This window comes from Acidovorax sp. KPB24-03 (assembly GCF_057546605.1).
Window position 1 is genome coordinate 1 of record NZ_BAAJYR010000058.1, and the last position, 18390, is coordinate 18390.

Sequence of the window (18390 nt, forward strand, 5' to 3'; positions counted from 1 at the left end):
CGCGGCCTGGGCTGCCGCACCATGCGGCGGCATCCGCCACGGCCCGCCGTTGGCCCCTGCGCCACCCGTCCGCAAAGCGCCCCATGCACCCCATCCCCACACGCCCCTCTTCCCCGTCAGCGCGACCGAACGTTTCCGGCGAACCCGCGGCACCCGAGGCTGCAGGCCGCTCGCCTTCGCGTCGCCATCGCCCCACCTGCGGCACGGCACGCTGTCCTCCCGACCGGCCACGCCCGCGTCGCCGGGCACGCCGATGGCGCCACGGCTCACCGAACTTGGCAGGTCCAGCTCCAGCGAACAACTGCAGGCCCTCATGCGGCAGCAAGCCAAAGAGTTCGGCATCGAGATGGATTGGGATTCGAACTCGGATTCGGATTCGGATTCCGACGCAGGCTCCGAGGCAAGCCTCGACGTCATCGTGGACGACAGTGCCCTCCACGCCGCGCGCCAGGACCGGATCGCCGAACTCACGCAGGCCCTGGCACAGGCACGCACGCCCGAAGCCTTGAACGCCATGGTGGCGCAAGCCGTGCAAACGGCGTGGCAAGCGGCGCAAAGCAGCGCACTGCCCACCGGCGCGGACATCTCCAAGGCGCTTCAACCCACTTACGACCATCGCACCAACGGCTTCATGGAGGCCAAGCAGGCCATCCGGCGCCTGGAGACGGCAGCGAACGCCTGGGAGGCCGCCGTGGAGCACCACCAGGCCGCGCTGTCTGCCCGCGACCTGCTGCTGCCCCATGCGGGCCCCGACGTGCTCGACTACCAGCTGTTGCAATGGGAGGCGGTGGCCTACCGGGTGCGCGCGCAGGAAAAAGCCCTGAGCGGTCTTTTGCTGCCGCTGCAGTTTCCCTATGCGCGAGCCGTGGGCAAGGCCCGCACCCAGAACGAGGCCGCAGGCCGCCTGCGCGAGGCCTGCGCCCTGCGCGAACGCGAGCCCCTGCACGCACTGCCCCCGAATGTGGCGGACATCGACGCGGCGCTCCGCCAGCAGCTGGCGGGCATCGGTCCGTCGATGAAGGACCTTTTGAACAACATCGGCCCCAGTGGTGAATTGAAAAGCACCGCCTCCCGTTCGGCGCCGCCGGGCAGCCATGCCCGCCAGCCCGAGGCCATGGACGAGGACGGCCTGACGCAGTATGTGCAGTCCTGCGCCGCCCTCGAAGCAGCAGCGCAGGGCTTGCTGGCCGCCTGGGCACACCCGCCCGCTGGACCGATTGCCGAGGCAGGCGAGATTGCCAAGGCCATGCTCAGCCCTCAGGCCCGGGAAACCCGTGCAGCCCTGCGGCGGGAAGCCGCACTGACCAAGGCCATCGATTCCTTGCTGGTCCGGGAGCAAAGGCTGCCAGGCCAAGCCGCCGCAGGGCAGGACACCGCGCCACAGGCGCCCTGGCTGGCCACGTTGAAGGTGTTCAACGACCTGAACCTCGCATTGCAACGCGCGGACAATGCCGAGCGCACGCTCCAGGAACATACCGCGCAGTGGAGCGCCGAACAATGCGAGACCTCGCGGAAGGTCATCAATGACCTGCAAACCCGCATCGCCACCGCCCGGGAGCACGCATCGCAACAAGGCAGCGCAGCCCTGCATCAGACGCTCGACCACCTGATTCAGCAAGGCATTGGCATGCTGCAGGGGACGCGCGGCGAAGCCGGCGACGGCCAAGCCGAAGCCCGGGCCGCGTTGCCCGGCTTGGCAGCGGCAGCACGGCATGCCCTGGCGGAGCTGAAGCAATCCAGGGTACACCCCCGCATCGCCGCCCCTTCGCTGGAGCAGTGCCGTTGGGTATGCACCGCCGTCGCTCAGGCTTGCGACGACATGGCCCAGGTTCCCGAGACGCTGGCCGAGACGCAGCAACACGCAGCACGCCTGCAGGTGGCCGAGCAACAGGCACGGCAGGCGGCCCAAGGGGCGCTGGCTCCCGCCATGCACCAGCTGGCCGACCTCTGCGAGGCTGCCCGCACGGACACGCTGACTGCGGCGGCTGGCATGCAGGCGCAGGCCGCCCGCCAACTGGAGGCACGGGCCGCCATGGAGGCGCAGGCCGCTGGCAAGCTCCAGGCGCTGCGGGAAGGCGCCCTGCAGGCAGCCATGGCGCCGGTGCTCATGGCGCTGGACCAACGGCCACGGCCTGCCGCCGATGCGCAGACCTCGCCCACCCATCCATGGCCACGCCACGGCGACGTTCTGGATCCGTTGAACCGGGGACTGCGCGCCGCGCGGGACGCGCAGGCCACGCTCGACGGCCATATCGCGTCGTGGAGCGACGAGCAGCGCCAGGAGTCGAGCGAAGCCATCGGCGCACTGAAAGCCCGCATCGCCGCTGGAGGCAAGGCCGCGCTCGAAGGCGCGATTTCCGACCTGCACCGGGCTTTCGAGACGATCTGGCGCGCCGGGGCGCAAATGCTGTCGGCAGAGCCAGCGGATGGGCCGGAAACCGCCTTGGCGCACTCGCTGGCCCACCAGGCCCTGGACGCGGCCCAGGGCTTCCACGGCGCGCTCCAAATTCCTCTTGAGGGCACGCCCCTGCTGGAGCACCAGGTGGTCGCGTTCTTCGCCAAGGCCTTCGTCCCCCTGGCCAAAGCCGGGGAAGGGCTGCGCATGCCACTGGGCACGCCAGCCGAGGCGTTGGCGCGCGCCGCCGTGCTGGAAACCGCCGCCAAGCAGGCACGGGAAGCCGCGCAAACCGGATTGACGGCCCCCCTGCAGCAGTGGGCGCTCTGGTGCGAAGGCCTGCGCACGGATGCCATCGGCGCTGCCGTGCTCCACGACATGAAGGCGATCGATGCCCTGTGCGAAGCCAGCGACGAGGCCCTTTCCGCTGCAGTGTGGCAGCTCAGCGATCGCCTTCTCGCAACGCATGAACTGGTTTTCGACCTGCCTTTCCAGCTCACGGCCGAGGGCTTGTTGACTGTGGCGGCTCCCGTGGCGCCGCCTGCCCTGCCGACGGCTGAGGAAGACCTGGACATGGCGAAGAACGCAGCCGCCATCGCGCAGCGTGCCACCGAACTGCGCGCCGGCCTGCCGAAAACGGTGCCGCCCGGTGCCCTGCCGGAGATGGCGCGAGACTACCAGTCCTCCCGCAACCGGCTCAGTGAGATGGCCTACGCGGCCCGGGTGGCCTCCGGTCTGCTGCCGCTCTTTCATGAGGCCTCGCAAGCCATCGCCCAGGCCTCCGTGGCCGAACGGCCCCGCGTGGCCAAGCAGTTCGCCAACGCCGCACTGTCCTTCCACCAGGATGCGACCGACGCCCTGAGCGATTACCTGGAAGCCAGCCTGCGCCTGCAATCGCGCAGCGACCGCCAGTCGGCCGCCATCGACGGCGCGAATGTGCGCCAGAGCGAACGGCTGGTGACGCTGATGCAGCGCAGCCTGGAGGGCCTGGGCCATCTCCTGGAGTGCCGGAAGATGGCGATCGACATCCATGCCAGACAGGCCAGCAGGCACCGCGACGTCAGGGATGGCCTGATGACCATCACCGACCGGTATGAACGGGCGACCCAGAAAATCGACGACAGCATGGAGCACCTGGCGCAGCGGCTGGACGTGGAAAGCCAACTCCCGGACTATGCCGACATCGCGAACGCGGAGAAAGCCAATGTCATGGGCGCGTTCGGCATGCTGATATGGCGGGGCAAATTCGAAAGCAGCATCGTTCAGGCCCAGCTGGCGTCCGATTGGCTGGCGAGGTTCCTGGGGCCGGACCAGCCGCTGCGCACGGCCTCGGACCTGACCGGCTGCACCGAGTTGATCGACTTGCTCCACCGCAGCCTGTCCGAGCAGAACACCTTCGCCCTCAAGCAGGTGCGCGACGACAGCAACACGCATCTGGTGCGGCAGATGCTCAAGGTCTCGCTGGATGGCATGCAACGGCTCAAGACCTTCGAAGCCCGGATCGGCGTTCTGAGACAGGCGCTGGCCACCACCGCCGCCACAGCCTCCTCCAGTGCCGCACCGCAGAAGACACGCCAACGCCGCAGACGCTGATGCTGACGGGAGACCGGTGGGCAGTCCAGCGGGCGTTGCCTTTGCCCTCCAGGGTTTGCTATAAATTTAATAGCATTGCAGGCATGTGATATCCCGGCATACCGCTGTTTTCGCTTGAAACCGGATTCGCCGGCCATTTCACGATGGACGAGGGCGCGCCAGCGGTCGTTCCGGCACCACCGCCAGGGAGAGGGCTCACCCCGGCACGCCACCCCAACGCTGCAGCAGCAACGCGTCCTCGGCAGCGCGCTGGCGTTGCATGAACTCGGCGGCGGCCACGTTGTAAGCCACGCGCTCCTGCACGTGGGCATCGCCATCGCGTGGCAGATCGCGGTCATGGAACGGGTCTTCGTCGAAAGCCGCATCGAGTGCGGCGAACGCCTCGCGATGCAGGTGCCGCATGCCGACGCGCCAGGTTTCGTTGGACAGCAGGTAGGCCGTGAGCTGCCGGTCGTCGCTTTCGGCGTCCATCACCCCCGCGGCCAGGGCCGACAGGTCGCCAGGCGTCAGCACGCTTTGCGCGGCATAGGTCATCTCGGAGAGCACGCTGTCCGGCAGCCACAGCAGGGCCTTCAGGCTGACCTTGGCGTGCAGCATGGTCTCCAGGGGTTCCCTGCGCAACTGCCGTTCCATGTCCTCGGGAATACCGGGCGTTTCCAGCGCCTGCCGGATGAAGTGGTGCACGGCCGCCTCCAGCGCTCCCAGCCGGAACTGCTGCCGCGCCCAGCCGTCCAGCCCCGCCGCATCGATGCGGCCCTCTTGCACCGCCTGGACCATCTGGTGGTTGCGCACCGCGAGCACGATGGCGGAAAAGCCTTCGGCCACGTTGTCGCCGCACGATCCGAGCGCGTTCTCGGCCATGGCCAGCACCCGCGCCCGGAGCCGGCCGTCGCGGGCGATGGCCTGGATCACCTGCGCCCCTTCCTGCAGGAGGGTGGCGCCCGGCCCGTGGGCTTTCCGCAGCGCCGGGGTGGATGGCAGCCTTCGCTCCAGCAAATGGGCGAACGCGGGCGCGTTTTCCTCGCCATCGAAGGCTTCCTGGGCTTCCAGCCAGAGCGAGAAGGGTGCCCGCAACTCGGATCGAAGGTGGGGTGGCGTGGCTTTGTGCAGGGCCCCGGCACCGATCGCCCGGTAACCCTGCTCCGCGAGGGCCACGATGCCCTCACGGGACAGCCGTTCGGCATGGTCCGGCGTGAGCGTGGCGCCGTTCTCGCCATGGGCCTGCAAGGCACGTTCGGCCGCATCGCGCAGGGGCTGCGCAAGCGATTCGTCGCCGATGACCCGCAGGAAATGGTTGAACGCCTCCCGGTATTCCGGGCCCCGCATGCGGGTCTCGCCGTCGCGGACCGCAGCCGCGCCATCGAGCGGGACGCAGGCCCGAAGCAGGGACAGGACCCGCTGGCCGGCCTGGGCCAGGCGTCCCGCATCGCGGCGGGCCCGCAGTTGCGCATTCAATACCGACATCCACAGGTTCATCTCCTGGGAGGGCGCCTGCAGGTCGGGATGCTTTCGCCACTGCGCCTCCAGGGTGCGCGCCAGACGCTGGCGCTGCGCGGGGGCCAGGGCCTTGGCGTGCAGATACTGGGCGGAGGCAGGCGCTTGCAGCCAATCCGCCCATGCCGGCAAGGGCACGGCCGGCGCCTCGGCCGTCGCGTCCGGGGTGGGCACCCAGTGTGGCTGCACGGGCGTTGCTGGCGCGCCCTGCGCTGCTCCATCGGCAGGCGCCGACGGAATTGCCAGCAACTCGCCCAGAGTGCGCCGCACGGGAAGCGGGGGCATCGGCGCGGCGGCGGTGGCCCCGGGTACCGAAGGCGCCCGCGTCGCCAAGGCCCCCGAGGGCATTCTCAACAGCGATCCGAGCGTGTGCCTCTGCGGCGGGATGACCGTCGCGGGCGCGTGATTGGCCGGCCTCTGCAGTAGCGGCGCGGCAGGCACGGACGGCGCACGGGAAGGGCCGGACAGGGGCATGGCGCAACGCGGAGTGAAGAACGCCGACATGCTGCCCGGGGCCCGGACCCGGGGCCGCCTGCGGCCCGAAGGGGCTGTGCTGGAGGCGAACCGGCCCGCCGGCGCCGCCGGTGGGTCGGCGTTGGCGTTGTCATGGCCGGCGCGCGGTCCGGCACGCGCCACAATGTCGCCCATGCTCACGCTCCAAACCATCCAGGATGCCGCCGCCCGCCTGCGCGGCCATGTGCTCGACACGCCGTGCGTGGAATCCAAGACGCTCTCGCAGATCGTGGGCGCCCAGGTGTTCCTCAAGTTCGAGAACCTGCAGTTCACCGCCTCCTTCAAGGAGCGCGGGGCCTGCAACAAGCTCAGCCAGCTGTCGCCCGAAGAGCAGCAGCGCGGCGTGATCGCGATGAGCGCCGGCAACCACGCCCAGGGCGTGGCCTACCACGCGCAGCGCCTGGGCCTGCGCGCCGTGATCGTGATGCCGCGCTTCACGCCAGGCGTGAAGGTGGAGCGCACGCGCGGCTTTGGCGCCGAAGTGGTGCTGCACGGCGACACGCTGGAGGAATCCCGCGCCCACGCCTATGCATTGGCCGAGGAGCGTGGCCTGACCTTCGTGCACCCCTACGACGACGAGGCCGTGGCCGCCGGCCAGGGCACGCTGGGCCTGGAGATGCTGCAGGCCGTGCCGGACCTGGACACCCTGGTCATCGCGGTGGGCGGCGGCGGACTGATCTCCGGCGTGGCGACGGCCGCCAAGGCGATCCGCCCCGGCATCGAGATCGTGGGCGTGCAGACCGCGCGCTTTCCGGCCATGGTCAATGCCATCAAGGGCACGCAGCATCCGCAGGGCACCTCCACGATCGCCGAGGGCATCGCCGTGGGCACGCCGGGCACCCTCACCCGCGAAGTGATCGCGCGGCTGGTGGACGACCTGGTGCTGGTGCAGGAGGGCGACATCGAGCAGGCCGTGCTCATGCTGCTGGAGATCGAAAAAACGCTGGTCGAGGGCGCCGGCGCCGCGGGCCTGGCAGCGCTCGTGCGCTACCCGGAACGCTTTCAGGGCAAGAAGGTGGGCCTGGTGCTGTGCGGGGGCAACATCGACCCGCTGCTGCTGGCCGCCATCATCGAGCGCGGCATGGTGCGCTCCGGGCGGCTGGCCCGCATCAAGGTCAGCGCGCGCGACATTCCGGGCGTGCTGGCGCGCATCACCGCCACCGTGGCCGAAGCCGGCGCCAACATCGAGGAGGTGCACCACCAGCGGGCCTTCACCATGCTGGCCGCCCAGAACGTGGAGATCGAACTCGTGCTGCAGACGCGCGGCAAGGCGCACGTGCAGCAGGTGCTGGAGCAATTGCGCGCGGCCCACATGGAGGCCGACCTGATCTGAGGCACTGAAAGGCGTCCGCTCCGAACCGCGGGTTTTTTGTAGGAGAAACGCGGTTTTTTGCCGAAATTCCCCGCCGAATACACGGCGTTGCATGGGATGGCGCGCGGTTTTCGGCACACTGCTGGCCCATGCAGCAACCAAAACGACGCCACTTCCTGCGCACCCTCGGCCGAGGCGCCGCCCTGGCTTCGGCCGGGACCCTCGGCCTGAACTGGACCCAGGCCTTCGCCACGCTCAAGCCCCTGGGCAAGCCGCAGCCCTTCGATTTCGCCGCGCTCAAGGGCCAGGCCCGCGCCCTGGCCGCCAAGGCTTACGAGCCGTACCAGGGCACCCTGCCCCCCTCGGTCACGTCGCTCGACTGGGACCAGTACCAGTCCATGCAGTTCCGGCCCGACCACTCGCTGTGGGCCGACGAGAAGCTGCGCTTCCAGGCCAAATTCTTCCACCTGGGCCTGTTCTTCAAGAAACCCGTGCACATGTACGAGCTGGCCAACGGCCAGGCGCAGGAGCTGGCCTATGACCCGGCCATGTTTGACTACGGCAAGAGCGGCCTCAAGGCCGGCGACCTGCCTGCCGACCTGGGCTTCGCGGGCTTTCGCCTGAACTTCCACACCGATCCCGTGCGCGACGTGGCGGCCTTCCTGGGCGCCAGCTACTTCCGGGCCGTGGGCGGCGAGTGGCAATACGGCCTGTCGGCGCGGGGCCTGGCCATCGACACCGGCATGCAGCGGCCGGAAGAGTTTCCCGACTTCACCGCGTTCTACCTGGAGCGGCCGGCCCCGGGCTCCAACACCGTGGTCGTGCTCGCCCTGCTCGACTCCCCCAGCGTGGCCGGCGCCTACCGCTTCGCGATCACCCCGGGCGACACGCAGGTGATGGAGATCGACGCCGCGCTGTACCCGCGCAAGGAAATCGAGCGCATCGGCATCGCCCCCTGCACCAGCATGTTCCAGCACGGCGAGAACGACCGCCGCATGGCCAACGACTGGCGGCCGGAAATCCACGACTCCGACGGCCTGTCGATGTGGCGCGGCAACGGCGAATGGGTGTGGCGCCCGCTCACCAATCCGCCGAACCTGCAGTTCAACGCCTTTGCCGACCAGAACCCGCGCGGGTTCGGTTTGCTGCAGCGCGACCGCAACTTCGACCACTACCAGGACGATGGCGTGTTCTACGAGCGCCGGCCCTCGCTGTGGGTGGAGCCCAAGGCCGACTGGGGCGCGGGTTCGATCCAGCTGGTGGAGATTCCCACCATCGACGAGACCTTCGACAACATCGTGGCGTTCTGGAACCCCGAGCGCAAGCCGAAGGCGGGCGAAGAGCTGCTGGTGGGCTACCGCCTGTACTGGGGCGCGCACCCACCGGCCCGTCCCGCGCTGGCCAGCTGCGTGGCCACGCGCACGGGCCTGGGCGGCGTGGTGGGCCAGCCGCGCAAGTACTTTTCGTGGCGCTTCGCGGTCGACTTCGCGGGCGAGAACCTCGCGGCCCTCGGCCGGGACGCCAAGGTGGAGCCCGTGATCACGGTGAGCCGCGGCAAGGTCGAGATCACGTCCGCCCGCCCCCTGGACGCCGTGAACGGCTGGCGCGCGATGTTCGACATCCGGCCCGAGGACGACAGCACCGAGCCCATCACCATCCGCCTGTTCCTGCGCGTGGGCAAGGAGCCGATCACCGAAACGTGGCTCTACCAGTGGGTGCCGCCGGCCCCTGCGGACCGCAAGCTGGTGTGACACCCGTCGAAACCCTGTGGCGGCCGCCCGGCGGCTGCCGCTAGAATTTCATCACTTTTTGAGGCAGCCACCAGGAGAACCCATGGCCCACGACACGACCACCACCCCGCACGTTGGCGAACACCACCATGCCCCCGATGGCGTCGAAGCCGTGGTCCCGCTGATGCCCATCGTACTGCCCGTGGTGGGCGGCGTGCTGATGTTTCTGCTGGCCTTCATCGCCATCTACATGGCCTGAGCGCCGGACCCTCCCCTTCGCAGAGCCCCGCGCCGCGGGGCTTTTTTACGCCCACGTCCTTCAAAGGAACACACCATGAGAGCCGGCCACGCCCTGGTCCTTTTTTCCGGTGGACAAGACTCCACCACCTGCCTGGCCTGGGCACTGACCCACTTCGAGCGGGTGGAAACCATCGGCTTCGACTACGGCCAGCGGCACCACGTGGAGCTTCAGGCACGGCAGGAGGTGCTGGCCGCGCTGCGCGCCGAGTTCCCGCAATGGGCCGGCCGCATGGGCGAGGACCACATGGTCGATCTCGCGGTGCTGGGCCAGATCAGCGACACCGCGCTCACGCGCGACACCGCCATCCAGATGACCGAGGCCGGGCTGCCCAACACCTTCGTGCCCGGCCGCAACCTGCTGTTCTTCCAGCTCGCCGCCGCGGTGGGCTACCGGCGCGGGCTGCACACGCTGGTGGGCGGCATGTGCGAAACCGATTTCTCGGGCTACCCCGACTGCCGTGACGACACGCTCAAGGCCTTGCAGGTGGCGGTATCGCTGGGCATGGGGCAGCGCTTCACCTTCGAGACGCCGCTCATGTGGATCGACAAGGCCGCGACCTGGGAGATGGCGCGCCAGCTGGGCGGCGATGCGCTGGTGGACCTGATCGTGCAGCGCTCCCACACCTGCTACCACGGGGTGCGCGACACGCTGCATGCCTGGGGTTACGGCTGCGGCACCTGCCCGGCGTGCGAACTGCGCCGCGCAGGCTACTTTCAGTGGACGGGGCTGCCGCCAGGCCCTTGACGACCGCGGAGATGCGCCACTTTCCGGCCGTCTCCGCACATTCCCTGCGTCCACACCCGGCGTCGAATGCCTCGCGACGCAAGGGTTTTCACCCAGCGCGCGGGCGTTGTTGGTCCGGAGTCGTTCTGCTAGCATCAATTCACTTACCGGCCGGCATGTAAAAAACAGATCGCTCACGGAATCAGGGCGACGCCGCAGAGAAAGAGGAAGACAAATGCAGGGTTTGATGCAATCCGGAGCACTGCTCATCTCCACGTTGCTGGAGCACGCGGCTCGCCACCACGGCGACGTGGAGATCGTCTCCCACGTCGACGCGCACACCAGCCTGCGCACCAGCTGGGGCGAAGTGGGCCACCGCGCGCGGCGCCTGGCCAGCGCCCTGCACGCCCGCGGTCTGCCGCAGGGCGCGCGGGTCGGCACGCTGGCCTGGAACACGCACCGGCACCTGGAGCTGTACTACGCGGTCTCGGGCATGGGCGCCATCCTGCACACCGTGAACCCGCGCCTGTTCCCCGAGCAGATCAGCTACATCGTCAACCACGCGGCCGACGAGTACCTGTGCTTCGACCCGGACTTCTCGCCGCTCGTGGCCCAGATCGCGCCGCACCTGCCCTCCGTCAGGGCCTACGTGGCCCTGTGCCGGCGCGACCAGTTGCCGGCGGTGGACCTGCCCGCGCCGCTGCTGTGCTACGAAGACCTGATGGACGCGGGCGACGCCGCTTTCGCCTGGCCCGCGCTGGACGAGAACACCGCCTCGTCGCTCTGCTACACCTCGGGCACCACCGGCCACCCCAAGGGCGTGCTGTACAGCCACCGCTCGACGGTGCTGCATTCGTGGACCGCCTGCGCCACGGACGGCCTGGGGCTGGGCGCGCGCGACAGCGTGCTGCTGGCCGTGCCCATGTTCCACGTGAACGCCTGGGGCATTCCGTATGCCAGCGCCATGAGCGGCGCCAAGCTCGTGCTGCCCGGCCCCAACCTCTCGGGCGAGCGCCTCTTCGCGCTGCTGCGCGACGAACAGTGCACGCTCTCGCTGGGCGTGCCCACGGTGTGGCTGGGCTTCTTCCAGCATGCCGAGGCGTTGCCCGCCGCCGAGCGCGCGGCGCTGCGGCTGCAACGCGTGGTGGTGGGCGGATCGGCCGCGCCGCGCGCCATCATCGAGAAATTCGACCGACTCTTCGGTGCGTTCGTGATCCAGGCCTGGGGCATGACGGAGACCAGCCCGCTGGCCACCATCGGCAACCTGCTGCCCCGGCACGCGGACCTGCCCGCCGAAGGGCGCCACGCCGTGCAGGCCCGCCAGGGCCGCGCCATCTTCGGCGTGGAGATCGCGGTGTTCGACGCCGAGGGGCGCCAGCGCGCGCAGGACGACCGCACCCCCGGCGATCTCAAGGTGCGCGGGCCCTGGGTGGTGTCGGCCTACTACGGCCAGGAGCCGGGCGCGGCCCTGGATGCGGACGGCTGGTTCGCCACGGGCGACGTGGCGCTGATCGACGCCGAGGGCTACGTGCAGATCACCGACCGCTCCAAGGACGTGATCAAGTCCGGCGGCGAATGGATCTCCTCCATCGACCTGGAGAACCTGGCCGTGGGCCACCCCAAGGTCCAGGAGGCCGCGGTGATCGGCGCCTACCACAGCAAGTGGCAGGAGCGCCCCCTGCTCATCGTGGTGCCCAAGGCGGGCGAGTCGGTGAGCGGCGCGGAGATCCTCGACTTCATGAAGGACCGCATCGCGCGCTGGTGGATGCCCGACGACGTGGTGTTCATCGACGCGCTGCCCCACACCGCCACCGGCAAGCTGCAAAAGACGCGGCTGCGCGAATTGTTCCGCGACCACCGCCTGCCCACCGACGCGGCCTGAGCCCACGCCCCGCGGCCCCTGCGGGCCGCTGGCATCGCACACCCCGCGGACGGCGGGGCCCTGGATGCATCCGTCCCGACCGAAGACACGCACACACCAAGGAGACACACCCATGCCATTGCCCAGCTCCCGCCTCGCCCTTGCCGCCCTGGCCCTTGCCTGTGGCGCAGCGGCCCACGCCCAGATCAGCGACGATGTGGTGCGCATCGGTGTCATGGCCGACCAGACCGGCCCCTACTCGGGCAACGGCGGCCCCGGCTCCACGCTGGCCGTGCGCATGGCCGCGGAGGACTTCGGCGGCGCCGTGCTCGGCAAGCCCGTCGAGGTGGTCGTGGCCGACGACCAGAACAAGCCCGACGTGGGCCTGAACATCGCGCGCAAGTGGCTCGACACCGAGAAGGTGGACACCATCGTCGGCGGCTCGGCCTCGTCGATCGCGCTGGGCATCTCCAGCCTGCTCAAGGAACGCAAGAAGCCCTACCTGATCGCGGGCACGGTGAGCGCGGAACTGACCAACAAGTCCTGCTCGCCGATGAACTTCCAGTTCCTCACCGACACCTATGCGCTGCCCAAGGCCGGCGTGCAGAGCCTCATGAAGCAGGGCATCAAGAGCTTCTATTTCATCACCGTGGACTATGCCTTCGGCCAGGCCTACCAGGACGATGCGACGCGCTTCATCCAGGCCGCCGGCGGCAAGGTGGTGGGCTCGGTCAAGCACCCGCTGGGCGCCACCGACTTCTCGTCGTACCTGCTGCAGGCGCAATCCAGCGGCGCGCAGGCCATCGTGATCCTGAACGCGGGGCTCGATCTGTCGAACGCCCTCAAGCAGGCCGCCGAATACAAGATCACGCGCGGCGGCCAGGTGGTGACGGTGTTCGGCATGACGATCAACAGCGTCTCGGCCATGGGACTGGACGTGGCCCAGGGCCTGCAGCTGACGCTGCCGTTCTACTGGGACCGCGACGAGGCCTCGCGCGCCTGGGCCAAGCGCTTCATGGCGCGCAACAAGGGCGTGGTGCCCACCTACATCCACGCGGGCGCCTACAGCGCCGCCTGGCACTACCTGCAGGCCGTGAAGGCCGCAGGCACCGACGACGGCGCCAAGGTCGCGGCCAAGATGCGCGAGCTGCCCATCAACGACTTCTTTTCCAAGGACGTGAAGATCCGCGAGGACGGCCAGGCGCTGCGCACGGTGTACGCCATACAGGTCAAGAAGCCCTCCGAGTCCAAGGGCCCCAACGACTTCTACACGGTGCGCGGCGAGATCCCGCCCGAGCAGACCTGGCGCCCGCTGTCCGAGAGCAGCTGCGACTACATCAAGGCCGCCGCCAAGTAGGCCCGCGCCCGGCCGATACGCAGCCCGAGCCCTTCCATGGCCCTTCGCATCGACATCCTGGCCCCGCAGCGGGACCTGCTGGGCGAATGCCCACTGTGGGACGCGCGCACCCAGTCGCTCTACTGGATCGACGGGCGCGCCGGCATCGTGCGGCGCCACACGCCGGCCACCGGGGCCGGCGCGCAGTGGCAACTGCCCCAGCACATCGGCGCCATCGCGCTGTGCGACAGCGGCCGGCTGCTGCTGGCGCTGGAGGACGACTTCCAGTACCTGGACCCGGACACGGGCACCCTCTCGCCCCTGGGCGTGCGGGTGGCGCACGGCGCCGACCGGATGCGCCTGAACGACGGCCGCACCGACCGCAACGGGCGCTTCGTGGTCGGATCGATGACGCTGGGCCGAATGGCGCCCGAGGGCGCGCTCTACCAGCTCGGCGCGCACGCGGTGCGCACGCTGGACACGGGCATCCACGTGGCCAACGGCACCTGCTTCAGCCCCGATGGGCGCTGGCTGTACTTTGCCGACAGCCCCACGCACCAGGTGCGCCGCTACGCCTACGACCCCGCCACGGGCGACATCGGCCCGGCCGAGGTGCTGGTGGACACGCGCGCGCTGGGCTCCGTGCCCGACGGCGCCACCGTGGACGCCGAGGGCTGCCTGTGGGTGGCGCTGGTGCAGAACGGCCAGCTCGCACGCTTCACGCCCGACGGGCGGCTGGAGCGCCGCATCCAGCTGCCGGTGACCTTCGTGACCTGCCCCTGCTTCGGCGGCCCCGGGCTGGACGTGATCTACCTCACCTCCATCCGCGACAGCGGCAACCTGCTGCGCAGCGACCACCCCGACGCGGGGGCCGTGTTCGCCATCCACGGCACGGGCGTGCGCGGGCTGGAGGAAGCCCGCTTCGCCGACCTCCCCTCTCACCATTCGACAAGGACCCCTCAATGACCACCCGACGTTTCGAAGGCAAGGTTGCCCTCATCACCGGCGGTGCGCGCGGCATCGGCCGTGCCATCGCCGACGCCATGGCGGCCGAAGGCGCCGCCGTCGGCATCCTGGACCGCGCCGAGGACATGGCGCACGAAGCCGCCGAGCAGTTGCAGGCGCAGGGGCTGCAGGCCATGGCCTTCGGCGGCGACGTGGCACGCCGCGCGAGCTTCAGCGACGCCGTGGGTGCGCTCAAGGAGCGCTTCGGCCGCCTGGACGTGCTCGTGAACAACGCCATCTGGGTGCGTTACGGCCCCATCGACGCCATCACGCCCGAGATGCTCGATCGCATGGTGGGCACGGGCTTCAACTCGGTGGTCTGGGGCATCCAGGTGGGTGCCGAGGCCATGGAGGCCGGCGGCAGCATCGTCAACATCGCCTCGTCGGCCGCCTTCCTGGGGCTGCCCGAGGGCATGCTGTACTGCGGCGTGAAGGCCGGCGTGCTGGGGCTGACCCGCTCGGCCGCCGTGGACCTGGGGCCGCGCGGCATCCGCGTCAACGCCATCTGCCCGGGCTCGGTGCTCACCGAGGGCGTGAAGATCAACGTCGATGCCGAAAAGGCCAAGCTGCGCATCGCCAAGACGCCAATGAAGCGCCTGGGCGAGGTGGAGGACATCGCCAAGGCCGCATGCTTCCTGGCGTCGGACGACGCCAGCTTCGTGACCGGCGAGTCGCTGCTCGTGGACGGCGGCGTCACCCATGCCTTCCTCTGAGCCGCCCAACGGCCGCCCCGCCATGGACGCCCCCTTCATCCTCGAAGCCCGCCAGCTCAGCCGGCAGTTCCGCGGCTTCTACGCCGTCAAGGACGTGGACCTGCGGGTGCGCCGGCACTCGGTCCACGCCCTCATCGGGCCCAACGGCGCAGGCAAGACGACCTGCTTCAACCTGCTCACCACCTTCCTGCGGCCTTCCTCGGGCACCGTGGTCTTCAACGGCCGCGACATCTCGCGCAGCGACCCGGCTTCCGTGGCCATGGCGGGCCTGGTGCGATCGTTCCAGATCTCGGCCGTCTTCGGACAGATGACGGTGCTGGAGAACGTGCGCGTGGCGCTGCAGAAGCGCCACGGCGGCACCTTCGCCTTCTGGCGCAACGTGAAGGTCCTGCGCACGCTGGACGCGCGGGCGCTGGAGCTGCTGGAACGCGTGGGCCTCACGCGCTGGCGCGACACGCCCGCCGGCGAACTGCCCTACGGGCGCAAGCGCGCGCTGGAGCTGGCCACCACCATCGCCATGGAGCCCGAGATGATCCTGCTGGACGAGCCCATGGCGGGCCTGGGCCACGAAGACATCGGCCCGGTGGTGGCGCTGATCCGTGAGGCCGCGCGCGGACGCACGGTGCTCATGGTCGAGCACAACATGAAGGTCATCGCCGAGCTGTGCGACCGCGTGACCGTGCTGCAGGCCGGCCAGGTGCTGGCCGAGGGCAGCTATGACGAGGTCTCGCGCGACCCGCGCGTCATCGAAGCCTACGTAGGAGGTACCCATGCCTGAGGCCCACGACGCGCAGCCCCTGCTGCAGGTGCGCGGCCTGCGCGGCTGGTACGGCGAAACCCTGGCGCTGCAAGGCATCGACCTGGACGTGAACGAGGGCGAGGTGGTGTGCCTGCTGGGGCGCAACGGCGCCGGCAAGACCACCACGCTGCGCGCCATCATGGGGCTGCTGGGCCGGCGCGAGGGCCGGATCACGCTGCGCGGCCAGCCCACCGAGGGCCTGCCGCCCGAGGCGATCGCGCGCCTGGGCGCGGCCTACTGCCCCGAAGAGCGCGGCATCTTCGCCAGCCTTTCGACCGAAGAGAACCTGCTGCTGCCGCCGGTGCTGCTGCCCGGCGGCCTGAGCGTGGCCGAGATCTACACGCTGTTCCCCAACCTGCAGCAGCGCCGGCACAGCCCGGGCACGCGACTGTCGGGCGGCGAGCAGCAGATGCTGGCCATCGCCCGCATCCTGCGAACGGGCGCCAAGCTGCTGCTGCTGGACGAGCCCACCGAGGGCCTGGCGCCGGTGATCGTGGAGCGCATCGGCGCCACCATCCGCATGCTGCGCGAGCGCGGCTTCACCGTGCTGCTGGTGGAGCAGAACTTCCGCTTCGCCTGCGCGCTGGCCGACCGCTTCTACGTGATCGAGGAAGGCGAGGTGGCGGGCCACTTCCGCCGCGACGAACTCGACACGCAGCGCGAACACATCGAGTCGCTTCTGGGCCTGTGAGCCCTTCTTCACCCAACGCAGGACGGACAACACGATGGACGGGCTATTCGGAATCCCCTGGGCTGCACTGATCGGGCAGCTTCTGGTCGGGCTCATCAACGGCGCCTTCTATGCCCTGATGAGCCTGGGGCTGTCGATCATCTTCGGGCTGCTGCACGTGGTCAATTTCGCCCACGGCGCTCAGTACATGCTGGGTGCTTTCGTGGCGTGGGGGCTGCTCGAATACCTGGGCATCGGCTACTGGCCGGCGCTCGTCATCGCGCCGCTGGTGGTGGCGGGCTTCGGGGTCGTGTTCGAGCGCCTGATGCTGCGCCGGCTGTATGCGCTGGACCACGTGTACGCGCTGCTGCTGACCTTCGGCGTGGCGCTGCTCATGGAGGGCGCCTTCCGCCTGCAGTTCGGCGTGAGCGGCCAGCCCTACCCCAACCCGCTGACGGGCGGCATCGACGTGGGCGTGACCTTCCTGCCGCTGTACCGCGTGTGGGTGATCGCCGCGGCGCTGGCGGTCTGCCTGGGCACCTGGTTCTTCATCGAGAAGACCAAGCTGGGCGCGTACCTGCGCGCGGCCAACGAGAACGCCCCGCTGGTGCGCACCTTCGGCATCAACGTGCCGCGCATGCTCATGCTCACCTACGGGCTGGGCGTGGGCCTGGCGGGCCTGAGCGGCGTGATGGCCGCGCCGATCTACCAGGTGAGCCCGCTGATGGGCTCGAACCTGATCATCGTCGTGTTCGCGGTGGTGGTGATCGGCGGCATGGGCTCCATCCTGGGCTCCATCGTCACCGGCTTCGCGCTGGGCGCCATCGAGGGCCTGACCAAGGTCTTCTATCCCGATGGCGCGGGGGTGGTCATCTTCGTGGTGATGATCCTCGTGCTCGCCGTCCGTCCCCATGGCCTCTTCGGCCGTGCCCACTAGGAGTCGCCATGGACCTGCTGAGTCGACGCACCCACAACGCGCTGCTGCTGGCCGCCCTGGCCTGCCTGGCCGCCGCGCCGTTCGTGGTGTATCCCATGTTCCTCATGAAGCTGATGTGCTTCGCGCTGCTGGCGGCATCGGTCAACCTGCTGGTCGGCTACGTCGGCCTGCTGTCGTTCGGCCACGCCATGTTCTACGGCACCGCCGGCTACATCACCGCGCACGCGGTCAAGGTCTGGGGTTGGGAGGGCCTGAGCGGCATCGCCCTGGGCGCGGCCGCGGCCGCGGCGCTGGGCCTGCTGACGGGGCTGCTGGCCATCCGCCGCCAGGGCATCTACTTCTCGATGATCACGCTGGCCTTCGCGCAGCTGGTGTACTTCATGGCGCTGCGCCTGCCGTTCACGGGCGGCGAAGACGGCATCCAGAACATCCCGCGCCCCACCGTGCTGGGTCTGTTCTCGCTGGAGAACACGCTGGTGCTGTACTACTTCGTCACGGTGCTCATTGGCGGCGCGTTCTGGCTGATCCACCGGCTGGTGCACTCGCCCTTCGGGCAGGTGCTGCGCGCCATCCGCGACAACGAGCCGCGCGCCCAGAGCCTGGGCTACCGCGTCAACCGCTACAAGCTGCTGGCCTTCGTGCTGTCGGCCGCCATCGCGGGCTTCGCGGGCTCGCTCAAGGCGCTGGTGTTCCAGCTCGCCTCGCTGACCGACGTGCACTGGGCCACCTCGGGCGAGGCCCTGCTCATCTGCATCGTGGGCGGCATGCAGACGCTGCTGGGCCCGGTGGTGGGCGCCATGGTCATCGTGACCATGGAGAACTACCTCGCCTCGTTCGCCGAGTGGGTGCTGATCCTGCAGGGCGTGGTGTTCGTCATCGTGGTCATGCTGTTCCGCAAGGGCATCGTCGGCCAGTTCCAGGCCTATCTCGCCAGCCGCCGCCAGCGCGGCGCGGCACCGCTGTAGGGAGACCCCATGCCAGCCCATGCACTTCCCCCCACCTGGCCGG

14 protein-coding genes are annotated in these 18390 nt (G+C 69.5%); 13 read left to right on the plus strand and 1 reads right to left on the minus strand.

Features of this window, described 5'->3' with window-relative positions:
* The first annotated feature begins 313 nt into the window (after positions 1–313).
* Entirely contained in the window at positions 314–3988 is a 3675-nt protein-coding gene (locus AC27KI_RS09635; RefSeq protein ID WP_487113594.1) for a hypothetical protein, read from the plus strand.
* A gap of 195 nt (positions 3989–4183) precedes the next feature.
* Here AC27KI_RS09635 and AC27KI_RS09640 read toward each other — a convergent pair whose 3' ends face one another.
* The gene (locus AC27KI_RS09640) at positions 4184–5767 is read right to left on the minus strand and encodes an NEL-type E3 ubiquitin ligase domain-containing protein (RefSeq protein ID WP_487113596.1); all 1584 of its coding nucleotides are present in this window, start codon (positions 5765–5767) and stop codon (positions 4184–4186) included.
* Between the two features lie 361 nt (positions 5768–6128).
* Here AC27KI_RS09640 and AC27KI_RS09645 point away from each other — a divergent pair, with 361 nt between their 5' ends.
* The 12 genes from AC27KI_RS09645 to AC27KI_RS09700 all read left to right on the plus strand — a co-directional run bounded on the left by AC27KI_RS09645 (position 6129) and on the right by AC27KI_RS09700 (position 18347).
* Positions 6129–7328, plus strand: coding sequence for a threonine ammonia-lyase (locus AC27KI_RS09645; protein ID WP_284410354.1), 1200 nt, complete (start codon positions 6129–6131; stop codon positions 7326–7328).
* A gap of 128 nt (positions 7329–7456) precedes the next feature.
* Positions 7457–9058, plus strand: coding sequence for an OpgD/OpgG family glucan biosynthesis protein (locus tag AC27KI_RS09650; RefSeq protein WP_487089314.1), 1602 nt, complete (start codon positions 7457–7459; stop codon positions 9056–9058).
* Positions 9059–9140: 82 nt separating this feature from the next.
* The gene (locus AC27KI_RS09655) at positions 9141–9296 is read left to right on the plus strand and encodes a hypothetical protein (protein ID WP_272549895.1); all 156 of its coding nucleotides are present in this window, start codon (positions 9141–9143) and stop codon (positions 9294–9296) included.
* A 75-nt stretch (positions 9297–9371) separates the two neighbouring features.
* Positions 9372–10082, plus strand: a complete 711-nt coding sequence (gene queC, locus AC27KI_RS09660; protein ID WP_487089313.1) for a 7-cyano-7-deazaguanine synthase QueC — start codon at positions 9372–9374, stop codon at positions 10080–10082.
* Positions 10083–10296: 214 nt separating this feature from the next.
* Positions 10297–11943: a long-chain-fatty-acid--CoA ligase gene (locus tag AC27KI_RS09665; protein WP_487113598.1), complete on the plus strand. Its 1647-nt coding sequence runs from the start codon at positions 10297–10299 to the stop codon at positions 11941–11943.
* A 112-nt stretch (positions 11944–12055) separates the two neighbouring features.
* Positions 12056–13279 (plus strand): ABC transporter substrate-binding protein, encoded by a 1224-nt coding sequence (locus AC27KI_RS09670; RefSeq protein WP_272566105.1) that lies wholly within the window; start codon positions 12056–12058, stop codon positions 13277–13279.
* Between the two features lie 36 nt (positions 13280–13315).
* Positions 13316–14224, plus strand: a complete 909-nt coding sequence (locus AC27KI_RS09675) for an SMP-30/gluconolactonase/LRE family protein (RefSeq protein ID WP_317357080.1) — start codon at positions 13316–13318, stop codon at positions 14222–14224.
* Complete coding sequence (locus AC27KI_RS09680) at positions 14221–14976, plus strand: SDR family NAD(P)-dependent oxidoreductase (protein ID WP_272566107.1); 756 nt, start codon at positions 14221–14223, stop codon at positions 14974–14976. The genes AC27KI_RS09675 and AC27KI_RS09680 overlap by 4 nt, the downstream gene beginning before the upstream one ends.
* Positions 14977–14998: 22 nt before the next feature.
* Positions 14999–15754 (plus strand): ABC transporter ATP-binding protein, encoded by a 756-nt coding sequence (locus AC27KI_RS09685; protein WP_284410349.1) that lies wholly within the window; start codon positions 14999–15001, stop codon positions 15752–15754.
* Positions 15747–16466: an ABC transporter ATP-binding protein gene (locus tag AC27KI_RS09690; RefSeq protein ID WP_284430387.1), complete on the plus strand. Its 720-nt coding sequence runs from the start codon at positions 15747–15749 to the stop codon at positions 16464–16466. The genes AC27KI_RS09685 and AC27KI_RS09690 overlap by 8 nt, the downstream gene beginning before the upstream one ends.
* A 34-nt stretch (positions 16467–16500) precedes the next feature.
* Positions 16501–17382 (plus strand): branched-chain amino acid ABC transporter permease, encoded by an 882-nt coding sequence (locus AC27KI_RS09695; RefSeq protein ID WP_272566111.1) that lies wholly within the window; start codon positions 16501–16503, stop codon positions 17380–17382.
* Positions 17383–17390: 8 nt separating this feature from the next.
* On the plus strand, positions 17391–18347 hold the full coding sequence (locus AC27KI_RS09700; protein ID WP_284410347.1) for a branched-chain amino acid ABC transporter permease: 957 nt from the start codon (positions 17391–17393) through the stop codon (positions 18345–18347).
* Positions 18348–18390: the final 43 nt, after the last annotated feature.